The organism is Allobosea sp. 2KB_26, assembly GCF_052115715.1.
In the GTDB taxonomy this organism is placed as follows: domain Bacteria; phylum Pseudomonadota; class Alphaproteobacteria; order Rhizobiales; family Beijerinckiaceae; genus Allobosea.
Window position 1 is genome coordinate 980,049 of the sequence record NZ_JBFRHE010000001.1, and the last position, 13,180, is coordinate 993,228.

Below are 13,180 nucleotides of genomic sequence, written 5' to 3' on the forward strand. Positions count from 1 at the left end.
ACGTCCGCTTTCGCGGCCTTGCGATCGGCGAGGAAGGCCGGATCGGTCTGCAGCGAGCTCGTACAAGCAAGCCGACATCAAAGCTGATGGCGAAATCGCGCGCCGTTGCGCCTGACATTGTTGCCTGTCCCCTGCCAGCCGTGCCTGCGCCTGCGCGAGTGCTCCGGCTCGCTGCCGCACAGGCTCGCGCCCCCGATCAGCGGGCGAATTCCGTTGCGAGCATTTCGTGCATGGGCAGCTTGCCCGTCTTGCCATTTCGCGCCAGTCGCAACCGGCTATGCTCCGTCACCGCCGATCACGAATCCCCTCGGGATTCGGCCTTGCAAAAAGCAACGATCCGGTGATCGCCGGCGCTTGTCCCGTGGGAAACGGCTCCATGATCGCTGGAAGCGAACTCAGCGCTGAATCAAGCCGGGGCAACCGTCATGCCTCGGAAATGATGCTGATAAATTGCTCCTTATCCAAATTCCGACCGCTGACGACTGCAATTGAGGTGCGGCCTTGCAGCAGACTTGGTTCGGCAAGCAAGGCAGCTAGCGCTCCGCCTCGCAGCGTTCCGGCATCCGGCTCACGCGTGCGATCCCTTCGGACTGGGCGCAGGCGGAACAAGCAAGCCCGCCGCGGCAAGTCACCTGAAGAACACAATCGGCCTGGCCAAGTCTGTAACGGCCCTGCACGGCGCCGAACGCCGGCGCGACCTGGAGCCCATCAAGGAAGTCGATCCCCTCGACAGGCCGCCGCCGCGCTTCCGGCTCTGGGACTTGGACCGCTGCGTCGCGCTCCTACGCCGTCATTTTATCGACGATCGGGCCGGCACGAACCTGCGCTGAATTCGCGCGCCGCGATCCGCTGGAAGGAATCGGCTTCGCGTGGCAGCGATCCGATGCGCTTTCCGCACCAGCCGGCGATCGGTGGCTCGGGGATGCAGAGGACGGTCACGCCATTTTTTCCAGAATGTCGCGAAGACCGTTTATTCTCTGCCTTGGCAAACCCTGCGGGTTAAGGCCGCTCATTGAATGCATAGATCGGGTGGCTCGAACCTCTGACGGGCTCATCCCGAATTCCTTTTTGAACGCTCGGGTGAAACCTGAGGGGTCTGCAAACCCCATTTCCTCGCCAATGGCTGCGATCGGGCGGAGATTGGTGCCCCTTGATAGCTCGGAATAACATTTCTTGAGACGCCGCCGCTGGATATAGTTTTTTACCCCGCCTTCGGCTTCCAGCAGGCGATAAAGCTGGGAACGCGACATACCTGCTTCTCGACACAGGAAGTCAGGACCAAAAGCGAGCCTATGGAGATTTTGATCGATTATTTTTCGAACGCCATCCTTGCGCACAACTGCGATCGGTGTGGCCGCCTGGGCAGCACTGTCTTTTGACGGAGCAATACAGGCAAGCACCATCCCCCGGACTGCGGATTGTAGAGCCGGCGTATTCGCTCCGGAACAAGCCCGTGCATTCCTCGCCAACAACACCAGGAAGTCCCCTAGTAGTTGGCCCATCGCTCCTGGAATCGCTCTTCCATCCATCCCGTCCAGGACGGCCGCGAGCTCCGGAAAGCTATCTCGTGGGAGATAAAGCTGAACCCGCTCATCGTCGTCTCTGACGCTCGTGAGCGTCCGCCCCAGCGAGGAAACGTAAGGTACTCCGGCAGGAACATCGATAGCACGATGACCGCCCACCTCTCCCGCCGTTCGCTTTCTGCCGACCGCGATGTTCCAATGGTCGATCGGATTTTGGCGAATGAGGCCAGCGCTTCTAATGGCTTGCAACCTGGGCGCTTGAACCCGGCTTAAGCCAAACCCGCCGAAGTTCCAGGTTTCACAGATAGCCACAAATCCTGCTTCGGGCTCGTCAATGACCGCATTGAAAACAGTTCCGAACCATCCGCGCCAAGCGTCGAACTGCTTATTCGGAGAAATTTCTTCTGTAGAGAATGATGCATGGACAACAGTCATCCAATTTCCGTCCATAACTAACAAATTATTCTAGGAAATAATTATCAGACCTTCCTATATCCCTACGTTAATCGTGTCAGTAAATCAACACTATGGTCGAATTTATAGGATGCTAACGCCTTGGGATAGAAGATATCTTCAACAGGCAGCTCTCCGAGGAAGAATGCCGAATTGCGCACCGCCATAAAGTGAGCTCCCGGTCACCCGCAAACGCGACCGCGTGATCGTCGAGCGCGGCGGGCGGAAGATGATCGTCCGCGACAACGGCAGCAAGTTCACCAGCGATGCCAAACGATGCTGATCGTCACGTTGCACCAGGCTTCACGCGCACACGCCGCGCTACGAATCTTACTTGGGAACGATCCAGAAACGAGATCCGTTGCGGCTGCGCAGTTCAGCGAAGATGATCTCACCACTGTCCAGGCGCGCAATGTCGACGTCACAGATGGGTACAGCGCTCAGGGTTCTTAGTCCACGAACGTCCGGTGAAAACCCACGGTCGCACCCCACGGGCTGCGCAAGGCCATCTCCGCACGGCTGGCAGAAAGCCAGGCCACTGCCCACGAACTCATGTCCATTACAGCACATCGGACGCTTGAGGAGGTGGAGCGATACACCCGCGCAGCAAGCAAGCCGCAGATGGCCGATTCAGCGATGAAGAAGCTTCAGGCTCGCTGACAATTGTCCCACCGAAAACGGAAGTGGGACAAGAGAAGGAAAAAAGCCTTTAAAACAGGCTCATTTGGCCGCAATGGCGCTCCCTAGGGGACTCGAACCCCTGTTTTCGCCGTGAGAGGGCGACGTCCTAGACCGCTAGACGAAGGGAGCAGCGCGGCACGGGCGGTGTTTAGTCGGGCTTCCGCGCCGCTGCAACTGTTTTCGTGCACAAATCTTGGGATAAAACGAATGAGGGCGGACGATGCGCTCGCCCGCCCTCATGGTTTCATGCGTCGCAGCCCCCGATCAGGCCGCTTTTTCCGCCAGCGAAGGGTAGTCCGTATAGCCCGCGGCGTCGCCGCCATAGAAGGTCGCGACATCCGGGGTATTGAGCGGCGCGTCCTGCTGCAGCCGCTTGACCAGGTCGGGATTGGATATGAACAACCGGCCGAAGGCGATCAGATCGGCCCGGTCCTCGGCCAGCGTCTCGATTGCGAGTTCGCGGGTGAAGCCGTTATTGGCGATATAGGCGCCCTTGAAGGCCTTGCGCAGCGCCAGATAATCGAAGGGCAGATAGTCGCGGGCCTCGCGCGTCGCGCCTTCGACGACATGGATGAAGGCGACCCCGGTCTCGTTGAGCCGCTCGATGAGATAACCGAACAGCGCCTGCGGGTCGCTGTCACGCGCATCATTGGCGGGACTCACCGGCGAAATGCGGATGCCGATGCGCCCCTTGGGGAACACCGTTGCCACGGCCTCGATCACCTCGAGGACGAGCCGCACGCGATTCTCCAGCGAACCACCATAGGCGTCGCTGCGCTTGTTGGAGCCGTCACGCAGGAACTGGTCGAGCAGATAGCCATGCGCACCATGAAGCTCGATGCCGTCGAAACCGGCCGCCTTGGCGTTCTCCGCCGCCCGGACATAATCGGCGATGATGCCTGGGATCTCGTCAGCCGCGAGCTCGCGCGGCTCGGAGACCGGGGTAAAGCCGCTTTCGATATAGGTCTTGGTATTGGCCGGGATGGCGGAGGGCGCGACCGGCGCCTGCTGGCCGGGCTGCAGCGAGACATGGCTGACGCGCCCGACATGCCAGAGCTGGGTGATGATCTTGCCCCCGGCCGCATGGACCGCGTCTGTCACGTGCCTCCAGCCGGCGATCTGCTGGTCGCTGTAGATGCCCGGCGTCCAGACATAGCCCTGGCCCTGCCGCGAGATCTGCGTGCCTTCGGTGACGATCAGCCCGGCGCTGGCGCGCTGGCGGTAATATTCGACATTCAAGGCATTCGGGGCATCGCTGCCCCGCGTCGCGCGGTTGCGCGTCAGCGGCGCCATGACGATGCGGTTCCTGAGTTCGATCTCGCCGAGACGGAACGGAGAGAACAGGGAGGCAGCATGATCAGCGGACTGGCTCATCGGATGGTTCCTCTTGGCTCGCGGCCCTTGCCATGAAGCGATTGAAAACCGCATGGCGCGACAAGTCACCCCGCCTCGCCATGCGCTGGACGCAAGAGGAGATAGGACTTGCTTGCGGAATTGGCAGGGCCACAAATGCTGGCAAGGAATGAAAGCAATGCAGCCGCTCATTCCGGGCCGGGATCGATACGGACATGGTCGCGCAGGGCACTGACGAGAGAAAATCCTTCTCCTTGACCGGCACCGGCTATCGCTGGCTGAGCGCTGTCGGGGCCGCCTCCCGGCTTGGCTTGCGCAGCGCGATCAGCCTCGTCTATCCGCCGTCCTGCGTTGCCTGCAAGGGAGCGACAGCCGAGGCACAGGGCCTTTGCCCGGCTTGCTGGAGCGGAATTGGCTTCATCGAGCGGCCCTATTGCGAACGCCTCGGCACGCCCTTCGCCATCGATCTCGGCGATGGAGTCGTCTCGCCTGCGGCGATCGCCGAGCCGCCGGCCTTTGCCCGCGCGCGTGCCGTCTGTCGTTTCGACGGTACAGCGCGCGAACTGGTTCACCGCCTGAAATACGGCGACCGCCTCGAGCTCGCGATCACGCTCGGCCGGATGATGACGCAGGCTGGCCGCGAAATCCTCATCGAGGCCGATTGTGTCGTTCCGGTGCCGCTGCACCGCACGCGCCTCTGGCGCCGTCGCTTCAACCAGGCCGCGGCACTCGCCCAGGTCGTCGCGCGCCTAAGCGGCATCGCCCTCGCCCCCGACGCGCTCACCCGCGTCAAGCGGACGAAACAGCAGATCGGCCTGACGCGCCCCCAACGTGTCGAGAACCTGCAGGGCGCCTTCAAGGTCCTGCCGTCGATGAGAGCCACGATCGCGGGCCGCCGCATCCTGCTCATCGACGATGTCCTGACCACCGGCTCGACCGCCAATGCCGCCGCACGAGCCCTGTTGCGCGCCGGCGCCAGCGACGTCGATGTCCTTACCTTCGCGCGGGTGGTGACGGATGGCTGATGGCACACTACATGATGTGCCAGGACAGTATCATATGTCAGGACAGTAGCGCCGGAACCGCCATGCCGCAGATCACGCTCTACACCACCAGCTGGTGCCCCTACTGCACCGCCGCCAAGTCGCTCCTGAAGAAGAAGGGCGCGGCTTTTGAGGAGATTGATGTCGACGGCAAGCCGGAACTGCGCCGCGCCATGAGCGAGCGGGCCGGCGGCCGCAGCTCCGTACCGCAGATCTTCATCGGCAACCGCCATGTCGGCGGCTCCGACGACCTGCATGCGCTCGATGCCCGCGGCGAGCTGGATACGCTGCTCGCGGCATGAGGCCGCATCATGAGGAATGACAGGGTTGCCGGATGTCCGCGCCAGGTGACGCGGCGACGGTCCGGGCGTATCGCGGCAGCCAGCCGCTTCATGAGTCAACGATGATCCGCTATTCCCTTCTTTGCGACAGCGCCCATGAGTTCGAAAGCTGGTTCGCGAGCTCCGCCAGCTTCGAGGAGCAGTCGCGCCGCGGCCTCGTCTCCTGCCCGGTCTGCAACAGCAGCAAGGTCGAGCGCGCCATCATGTCGCCGAACGTGACGCGGACAGATCGCGGACCGCGCGTTGAGGCGCCTGGCTCGGATGCGCCCCCCGCCCCGGCAACGCCGGCACCTGCGCCCGTCGCGCTGATGGGCGAGAAGGAGATCGCCTTCCGTGAGATGCTCACGGCCTTGCACAAGCACGTCACCGAGACCGCCGAACATGTCGGCCCCCGCTTTGCCGAGGAAGCCCTCAAGATCCATCACGGCGAAGCCGATGAGCGCGCGATCTATGGCGAAGCAACGCCCGACGATGCCCGTCTGCTGCATGAGGAAGGCGTCGAGTTCATGCCGCTGCCGCGGCTGCCAGGCGGTCGAAACTAGTTTTTTCCCACCAGTCACCCGGCACGCCCAGGCCATCCACGCGCTCGTCGCTCATTGGTCCAAGGCGGGATGCTCCCCCTGTGATGTGAACATCCCGGAGGGCACCTTCGGGATCCACCGCAGCGCGTGCCCATTCCAGCACCCCTTGCAAATTCACGATTGCGGGCATATACCCGCACATATGCTCAGCCCCTGCATCTGCACGACCCTGCGTTCGGCCTCTCGCCGCATGGCTGCCTTCTACGACGAGGCCATTGCGCCGGTCGGGGTCAATATTGCGCAGTTCAGCCTGATGCGAACAATCGCACGCTCCGCCCCTGTCACCTTGACCGAACTCGGCCGGTTGACCGAGCTCGACCGCTCGACGATCGGCCGCAATGTCCGTGTGCTCGAGAAGATGAAGCTCGTCGTGCTCGGCCGCGGCAAAGACCAGCGCGAGGCCACGGTCTCGCTCTCCGATGCGGGCCGCAAGGTCCTTGAAGACGGCGCTCCACTGTGGGACGCAGCGCAGAAGGCGCTGGATGACCGCCTCGGGGCGGAGGCCATGCAGAACCTGCGCACGGCACTCGATTCGCTTTGATATCTCGCTCAAATGCGGGCATATACCCGTAAATAGGAGACTGGCATGCTCACTGACGCTCTCGCTCCGCCGGCCCCGACCGGGGTTGCGGCCCTCTTCGCCCGGCGCGGCGTGCATTACGGCTGGGTCGTTGCCGCCGTGACCTTCCTCACCATGCTGGTCACCGCCGGAGCGGTAGGTGCACCAGGCGTGCTGATCGGCCCCCTGCAAAAGGAGTTCGGCTGGGCGACCTCAGAGATTTCCTCCGCTCTGGCGATCCGGCTTGCCTTGTTCGGCCTGATGGGGCCCTTCGCTGCCGCCTTCATGAACCGCTTCGGCCTGCGGCCCGTCGTCGGAGTCGCCCTGACTTTCATCGCCGCCAGCGTGCTCGGCTCCTTCGTGATGACCCAGCTCTGGCACCTGATGCTGCTCTGGGGCATCGTCCTCGGCCTCGGCACCGGCATGACCGCGATGGTGCTCGGCGCCACCGTGGCGACGCGCTGGTTCTCGCAGCGGCGTGGCCTGGTGGTCGGGCTACTGACGGCCAGCACTGCCACGGGGCAACTCGTCTTCCTGCCCTTGCTGGCGGAGCTGACCGAGCGCGTCGGCTGGCGCTTCGCCATGGTTTTCGTACTGGCCATGATCGTGGTCGCAGCCCTGGCCGTGCTCCTCTTGATGCGCGACCGGCCGTCCGATGTCGGGCTCGCTCCCTATGGCGAGAGCAGGATCGTGCCCGCCCCGGCAGAACCGACCAGCCTGCTGACCATGCTGGCCTCTCCGCTCGTCGCGCTGCGCGAAGCGGTACGCACCCAGACTTTCTGGGTGCTGTTCGGCACCTTCTTCATCTGCGGCGCGAGCACCAACGGCCTGGTGCAAACACATTTCATCGCGCTCTGCGGCGATTACGGCATGGCTGCGGTGGCGGCGGCCGGCGTGCTCGCCGTGATCGGCATCTTCGATTTCGCCGGAACCGTCGGCTCGGGCTGGCTCTCCGATCGCTATGACAGCCGCCGGCTGCTGTTCTGGTATTACGGACTGCGCGGCCTCTCGCTGCTCTACCTGCCTTTCACCGATTTCTCGTTCTACGGCCTGTCCCTGTTTGCTATCTTCTACGGCCTGGATTGGGTCGCGACCGTGCCACCGACCGTGAAGATCGCGGCGGACCGCTTCGGCGACAAGACCAATCTGGTCTTCGGCTGGATCTTTGCCGGGCACCAGCTCGGTGCAGCCTTTGCCGCCTATGGCGCCGGCTTCAGCCGGACGGTCTATGAGAGCTATCTCCCGGCTTTCTTCATTGCCGGGGCCTTGTGCCTATTTGCCGCCGCCTTTGCCATCACGCTGCGCAGGAGCGAGCCCCCGCAGGCGAGTGCGACGGCAGCGGCCTGAGGCGTTGTCGCCAGGACTGCTATCTGGCCTTCATGATTGCCGACAGGGAAAAGCCGGCAAGAAGACGGGGCGATGGCCGCAGATGCCGATCTCGCAATCGTCGCGGCCGGCATTGTCGGCCTCGCTCACGCGCTGGCCTCGCCCCGGCGCGGGTGGAAGGTCATCGACCGCGACGCGCAAGCCAATGGTGCCTCGGACCGCAATTTCGGTTCATCATCGTCACCGGCCAGCAGGCCGGCGCGACCTGGACACGAGCGGCGCTCCGCAGGCCTGCGCGGCCCCACCGGCGCCGCTCCGTAACTCTCAGAGCGGCTCGATGGCAGGAACCTTGAAGACCTCGACCGTCGACTTGCCGCTCGCCAGGACCTTCTCCCACTCCCCTTCGGCGCGAACGCGTGCGAGGCAGGGCTCCAGTTTCGCCTCGGCCAGCGCATGTGGCACAAAAACCAGCCCGTCATCATCGCCGATGACGAGATCGTTCGGTTGTACCGCCACACCGCCGAACACGATCGGGCCGTTGACGATGCCCCGTTCCATCGAGGAGGGGCCGCGTGGCATCACCCAGCGCGAGAACATGATGAAGTCCGGCCATTGCGAGACCGGCCCGACATCCCGTACCGCCCCGTCGACGACGACCCCGGCAATGCCCTTGAGGCGCGCGGCACCGCCGAGCAGATCACCGATCATCGCCGCATCACGCCGTCCGCCTGCCGCGACCACCACCACATCGCCGGGGCCGGCGATCGCGATTGCATGATGCACCGGCCCGTAATCGGCGGGCTCGCACCAGGCCGTCACGGCCGAGCCGGTCAGCCGCGTGCCGGGCGCGAAGGGCCGGATCGGCCGGATGCGCGGATCGGCATGGCCGACACCGCCGAGCTGGTCGGCAATGACCGAGCTCGGGACAGCGCGCCAGGCGTCGATCAGGCCATCGGGAAGGCGCGAATAGCGTGGGTTGTCGAGGCGGGTCGGCATGGCGATGGCCTTTTCTGGCAGCGGTTCAGAAACACGATCCATGTCCGTCATCCCGGCGGCCAGAGGAAGACCTGGAAGCCATTCCGGAACATGGTAGGAAGAGGCTCAGGATGGTTCCCGGTTCGTCGCTGCACTCCGTCAGGGCTGACGATGAGAAGACGCAAACTCAGGCTGCCCGGGAGCGCCTGGCAAGATAGCGCTGAACAGCCCGCTCGAGCCGGCGCACGCCCTCGCCAAGAACCTCTGGCGAGGAGCGCGTGAAGTTGATCCGCATCGCGCTGTTGAGCGCCCCAACGGGATCGAACACGCTGCTCGGCACGAAGGCAACCTTGTCCTCGAGCGCGCAGCTATAGAGTTCGTTGGTGTCGATCTCGCTGGACTTCGCCCGCATCCAGACGAACATGCCGCCGGGCGGGATATCCCACTCGAACCATTCGCCGAGATGGTGGGAAGCCGCGGCACACAGCGCGTCGCGCCGCTCGCGATAGGCCGCGACGATGCGCGGAATATGCTCGACCTCAAAGCCGCTTTCGAGCAGTTCGAGCGCAACCGCCTGGGTGAACATGCTGCTGCTGATATCGGTCGACTGCTTGGCGAGCGCCAATGTCGCGATCATCCCGGCTTCGGCCACGATCCAGCCGACGCGTAGGCCAGGCACGAGGCTCTTGGACAGCGTTCCCAGATAGATCACCGGGCCATCATAGGCTCCATCCGGATAGCGCGCGGCATGGGCGGCGAGAATGCTGGGCCCGGCCTCGCCATCAAGCTGCAGCGGCAGATAGGGATCGTCCTCGACCAGCCAGGTGCCGGCCTCGAGAACCTTGTCGAGCAAGGCCGCACGCTCGGCCTGGCTGACGAGTACGCCGGTCGGATTGGAATAGTTCGGCACGGTATAGACGAACTTGGCCTGGCGCAGCGCCGCATCGAAGCCGGGCCGCTGCAGACTCCAGTCCAGCCGCTCATAGCGCGGGTGGCGCGGTCGCCAGGCATCGAGCGCGCCGAGATAGGTCGGGAACTGATTGACGATCAGGTCGCCCGGATCGATCAGCGCCTTGCCGATCAGGTCGAGCCCCTGCATCGCTCCTGTCGTCAGCAGCACGTTCTCCGGTCCGAACCGCCTTCCCGTGCTGGCCGTGACGCGCTCGGCGATGGCTTGGCGCAGCGCCGGCAGCCCCTCGACCGAGCCGTATTCGAGCGCGACGGCGCCCCAGCGCTTCAGTGCCCGGTCGCTTGCGGCAGCGATCGCATCCACCGGGTAGAGCTCGGCCGCCGGCAGTCCGCCGGCAAGGCTGATGATATCCGCCCGCCCGCCGATGGCCATGAACTGCTGGGTGATGCTGTTGCCCGATTTGAACCACTGCGAGAGCGCCGGACGCGCAGCCGGCAGCTGGGCTTTCGATATCGCCATGACGCTTGAACCACCTTCTCGTTGGCCGGGCAGCCAAGGCCCTTTGAGCGATTATAGCAGTCGCGAGGCGAGGGAATCCGTGCAATGTTCCGAGCTATTGGATAAGCCTTGCGATTAATCACCATTCTTTCGTCATTCTGAAGTGAGAATCACTCATGATCGAATTGGACCGGATCGACCGCCGGATCCTGGCCGCACTTCAGGATAACGGGCGCATTTCCACTCTCGAACTCGCCGAAAGAGTCGGCCTGTCGCCGACGCCGTGCAGCCGCCGCATCAAGCGGCTCGAAGATGCCGGCGTCATCGAGGGCTACGCGGCGCAGATCAGTCCGACGGCGCTCGGCTTCGGCATCTGCGTGATGGTGAGCGTAAAACTGGCCAAACAGAGCCCGGATGCGGCAAGTCAGTTCATGACGGCGATCCAGGGCCAGCCCGAGATCACGGAATGCCTGCTGGTCACCGGCAATGTCGACTATCTCTTGCGCGTCTGGGTCAGGGATATCGAAGCGCTCCGCACCTTCATCAGCGCTGCATTGCAGGCGATTCCCTGTGTCGCGGAGACCTCGACCATGGTGATCCTCGACACGCAGAAATCCAACCAGCTCCTCGAGATCGCTGGCCCTGCACCAGGCAGGAAACCACGGTTCAACCAGCCCAGGCATCAGACCGTTATCGCATAGTAGAGGCTCATCCGAAGGTCGGAGACGACTTGCGCGGCCCTCTGGCGTTATCTTCGCCGCAGTGCAACATTGAGATTGCATTGGGTCCAGGGTGGAACGGCAAGGGAGCGGCGATGAACGCGATCGGCCCAATCGGCGACAAGCCGGCGCAGCGTGAGAAGCCCTGGATTTTCCGCACCTATGCGGGCCATTCGGACGCGGCCGAGTCGAACAAGCTCTATCGCACCAACCTCGCCAAGGGGCAGACCGGCCTGTCCGTCGCCTTCGATCTGCCGACCCAGACCGGCTACGATCCCGACCATGTGCTGTCACGGGGCGAGGTCGGCAAGGTTGGCGTGCCGATCAGCCATCTCGGCGACATGCGGGCACTGTTCGACCAGATCCCGCTGGCGCAGATGAACACCTCGATGACGATCAACGCGACCGCAGCCTGGCTGCTCTCGCTTTACGTCGCCGTCGCCGATGAGCAGGGCGCGCCGCGCGCGACGCTGCAAGGCACGACCCAGAACGATCTCGTCAAGGAATACCTGTCGCGCGGCACCTATGTGTTCCCCCCGCGCCCTTCGATGCAGCTGACCACCGACATCGTCGTGTTCACGGCACGCGAGCTGCCGAAATGGAACCCGACGAACGTTTGCTCCTATCATTTGCAGGAAGCGGGCGCCTCGCCGGTGCAGGAACTCTCCTATGCGCTGGCGACCGCGATCGCGCTGCTCGACTCGATTCGGGCCCAGCCGGAGGTCAGCGAGGCGGAATTTCCGGGAATCGTCGGGCGCATTTCGTTCTTCGTCAATGCCGGCATGCGTTTCATCACCGAGCTCTGCAAGATGCGGGCTTTCGTCGATCTCTGGGACGAGATCACGCTGAAGCGCTATGGCGTGCAGGAGGAGGCGATGCGCCGCTTCCGCTACGGCGTGCAGGTCAATTCTCTCGGCCTGACCGAGCCGCAGGCCGAGAACAATGTCTACCGTATCCTGATCGAGATGCTGGCGGTGACGCTCTCGAAGAAGGCACGCGCGCGGGCCGTCCAGCTTCCGGCCTGGAACGAGGCCCTTGGACTGCCCCGCCCCTTCGACCAGCAATGGTCCCTGCGCATGCAACAGGTCCTGGCCTACGAGACCGACCTGCTCGAATTCGGTGACATCTTTGACGGCTCGGCTGCGATCGACGCCAAGGTCGAGGAATTGAAGGCCGCTGCTCTCGACGAACTTGCGAAGATCGATGCCATGGGTGGCGCGCTGGCCGCAGTCGAGTCCGGCTACATGAAACAGGCCCTGGTCGAGAATGGTGCACGTCGCATCGAAGCGATCGAGCGGGGCGAGCAGATCGTCGTCGGTGTCAATAAATTCACCACCAGCGAGCCCTCACCGCTCTCGGCCGGAGAGGGCAATGTCGTCACCGTGCCGGATTCCGTCGAGATGGAAGCGATCGGCCGGCTCAAGGCCTGGCGTTCGGCCCGCGACGCCAAGGCAGCCCAGGCTGCGCTCGCTGAGCTCTCGGCAGCCGCCAGGGAAGTCCGAAACGTCATGCCGGCTTCGATCGCCTGCGCCAAGGCCGGCGTCACCACTGGCGAATGGGCCCAGGCCCTGCGAGAGATTTTTGGCGAGTATCGCGCCCCGACCGGCGTCGACACCGGCAAGCGCGGCGACGATCCCGGTCTTGCGACCGTCAAGGCCGCGGTCGCGCGTGCAACCGAGAAACTCGGCCGCCCGCCGCGCTTCCTCGTCGGCAAGCCCGGCCTCGACGGTCATTCCAACGGCGCCGAGCAGATCGCGGTCCGCGCCCGCGATGCCGGCATGGCGGTGAACTATGGCGGCATTCGCCAGACCCCGGAGGAGATCGTCACGCAGGCGCAGGAGACCAAGGCCGACATCATCGGCCTCTCGATCCTCTCCGGTTCGCATCTGCCATTGGTGCGCGATGTCACGGCCCGGCTGCGCGTCGCCGGCATGACGATCCCGGTCGTGGTCGGCGGCATCATCCCGCCCGATGACGAGAATGCGCTGCGCAACATGGGCGTGGCGGCGGTCTATACGCCGAAGGATTTCGCTTTGGACGGTATCATCGCGGATGTCGCCGGGCTTGCGGCGAAAACGCAGAAATGAAAGCGCAAGAATAGAGAATCAGGCGCGTCATGGGCAAACGCGCCGGGGTTCAGCTGGGGCGAGCCGGAGCGAGCTGGCGCACCGGCGGCGCAGCAGGTTGCGTCACACAGCCATCCCGGAGGGCCCGATAA

Annotated in this window: 12 protein-coding genes, 1 tRNA gene and 1 pseudogene; 9 read left to right on the forward strand and 5 right to left on the reverse strand. The window is 63.9% G+C overall.

Annotation, left to right across the window (positions count from 1 at the left end; genetic code table 11):
• Positions 1-935: 935 nt before the first annotated feature.
• Positions 936-1,958, reverse strand: a complete 1,023-nt coding sequence (locus tag AB4099_RS04780) for a helix-turn-helix domain-containing protein (RefSeq protein ID WP_162768033.1) — start codon at positions 1,956-1,958, stop codon at positions 936-938.
• A gap of 510 nt (positions 1,959-2,468) precedes the next feature.
• Between AB4099_RS04780 and AB4099_RS04785 the strand changes: the two are divergent.
• Positions 2,469-2,636 (forward strand): annotated as a pseudogene (locus AB4099_RS04785) (tyrosine-type recombinase/integrase); the annotation flags it as partial.
• A 74-nt stretch (positions 2,637-2,710) separates the two neighbouring features.
• Here the strand turns inward: AB4099_RS04785 and AB4099_RS04790 are convergent.
• A tRNA-Glu gene (locus AB4099_RS04790) sits at positions 2,711-2,786 on the reverse strand.
• Positions 2,787-2,921: 135 nt separating this feature from the next.
• Complete coding sequence (locus AB4099_RS04795) at positions 2,922-4,031, reverse strand: alkene reductase (RefSeq protein ID WP_441477208.1); 1,110 nt, start codon at positions 4,029-4,031, stop codon at positions 2,922-2,924.
• A gap of 194 nt (positions 4,032-4,225) precedes the next feature.
• Between AB4099_RS04795 and AB4099_RS04800 the strand changes: the two genes are divergently transcribed.
• The 6 genes from AB4099_RS04800 to AB4099_RS04825 all read left to right on the forward strand — a co-directional run bounded on the left by AB4099_RS04800 (position 4,226) and on the right by AB4099_RS04825 (position 8,181).
• Positions 4,226-5,035, forward strand: coding sequence for a ComF family protein (locus tag AB4099_RS04800; protein ID WP_441477209.1), 810 nt, complete (start codon positions 4,226-4,228; stop codon positions 5,033-5,035).
• Positions 5,036-5,097: 62 nt separating this feature from the next.
• A complete protein-coding gene (gene grxC, locus AB4099_RS04805) occupies positions 5,098-5,355 on the forward strand; it encodes a glutaredoxin 3 (RefSeq protein ID WP_113512981.1) in 258 nt (85 codons plus the stop codon).
• 101 nt (positions 5,356-5,456) lie between these two features.
• A complete protein-coding gene (locus AB4099_RS04810) occupies positions 5,457-5,936 on the forward strand; it encodes a DUF1178 family protein (RefSeq protein ID WP_441477210.1) in 480 nt (159 codons plus the stop codon).
• A 229-nt stretch (positions 5,937-6,165) separates the two neighbouring features.
• Complete coding sequence (locus AB4099_RS04815; protein ID WP_441477211.1) at positions 6,166-6,516, forward strand: MarR family winged helix-turn-helix transcriptional regulator; 351 nt, start codon at positions 6,166-6,168, stop codon at positions 6,514-6,516.
• 45 nt (positions 6,517-6,561) lie between these two features.
• Positions 6,562-7,881, forward strand: a complete 1,320-nt coding sequence (locus AB4099_RS04820; RefSeq protein WP_441477212.1) for an MFS transporter — start codon at positions 6,562-6,564, stop codon at positions 7,879-7,881.
• Between the two features lie 72 nt (positions 7,882-7,953).
• Positions 7,954-8,181: a hypothetical protein gene (locus AB4099_RS04825; protein WP_441477213.1), complete on the forward strand. Its 228-nt coding sequence runs from the start codon at positions 7,954-7,956 to the stop codon at positions 8,179-8,181.
• 3 nt (positions 8,182-8,184) lie between these two features.
• Here the strand turns inward: AB4099_RS04825 and AB4099_RS04830 are convergent, their stop codons facing one another.
• Positions 8,185-8,898, reverse strand: coding sequence for an RraA family protein (locus AB4099_RS04830; protein ID WP_441477214.1), 714 nt, complete (start codon positions 8,896-8,898; stop codon positions 8,185-8,187).
• Positions 8,899-9,022: 124 nt separating this feature from the next.
• The gene (locus AB4099_RS04835; RefSeq protein ID WP_441477215.1) at positions 9,023-10,264 is read right to left on the reverse strand and encodes an aminotransferase-like domain-containing protein; all 1,242 of its coding nucleotides are present in this window, start codon (positions 10,262-10,264) and stop codon (positions 9,023-9,025) included.
• Positions 10,265-10,419: 155 nt separating this feature from the next.
• Between AB4099_RS04835 and AB4099_RS04840 the strand changes: the two genes are divergently transcribed.
• The gene (locus tag AB4099_RS04840; RefSeq protein WP_441477216.1) at positions 10,420-10,944 is read left to right on the forward strand and encodes an Lrp/AsnC family transcriptional regulator; all 525 of its coding nucleotides are present in this window, start codon (positions 10,420-10,422) and stop codon (positions 10,942-10,944) included.
• A 113-nt stretch (positions 10,945-11,057) separates the two neighbouring features.
• Positions 11,058-13,049, forward strand: coding sequence for a methylmalonyl-CoA mutase family protein (locus AB4099_RS04845; protein WP_113512970.1), 1,992 nt, complete (start codon positions 11,058-11,060; stop codon positions 13,047-13,049).
• Positions 13,050-13,180 lie beyond the last annotated feature (131 nt).

Bases quoted from the DNA above. Each gene is read 5' to 3' on its own strand.
- AB4099_RS04800 (WP_441477209.1), top strand. From the start codon at position 4,226: ATGGTCGCGCAGGGCACTGACGAGAGAAAATCCTTCTCCTTGACCGGC.
- AB4099_RS04845 (WP_113512970.1), top strand. From the start codon at position 11,058: ATGAACGCGATCGGCCCAATCGGCGACAAGCCGGCGCAGCGTGAGAAG.
- AB4099_RS04810 (WP_441477210.1), top strand. From the start codon at position 5,457: ATGATCCGCTATTCCCTTCTTTGCGACAGCGCCCATGAGTTCGAAAGC.
- AB4099_RS04795 (WP_441477208.1), bottom strand. From the start codon at position 4,031: ATGAGCCAGTCCGCTGATCATGCTGCCTCCCTGTTCTCTCCGTTCCGT.
- AB4099_RS04780 (WP_162768033.1), bottom strand. From the start codon at position 1,958: ATGACTGTTGTCCATGCATCATTCTCTACAGAAGAAATTTCTCCGAAT.
- AB4099_RS04815 (WP_441477211.1), top strand. From the start codon at position 6,166: ATGGCTGCCTTCTACGACGAGGCCATTGCGCCGGTCGGGGTCAATATT.
- AB4099_RS04830 (WP_441477214.1), bottom strand. From the start codon at position 8,898: ATGGATCGTGTTTCTGAACCGCTGCCAGAAAAGGCCATCGCCATGCCG.
- AB4099_RS04835 (WP_441477215.1), bottom strand. From the start codon at position 10,264: ATGGCGATATCGAAAGCCCAGCTGCCGGCTGCGCGTCCGGCGCTCTCG.
- grxC (WP_113512981.1), top strand. From the start codon at position 5,098: ATGCCGCAGATCACGCTCTACACCACCAGCTGGTGCCCCTACTGCACC.
- AB4099_RS04840 (WP_441477216.1), top strand. From the start codon at position 10,420: ATGATCGAATTGGACCGGATCGACCGCCGGATCCTGGCCGCACTTCAG.
- AB4099_RS04825 (WP_441477213.1), top strand. From the start codon at position 7,954: ATGGCCGCAGATGCCGATCTCGCAATCGTCGCGGCCGGCATTGTCGGC.
- AB4099_RS04820 (WP_441477212.1), top strand. From the start codon at position 6,562: ATGCTCACTGACGCTCTCGCTCCGCCGGCCCCGACCGGGGTTGCGGCC.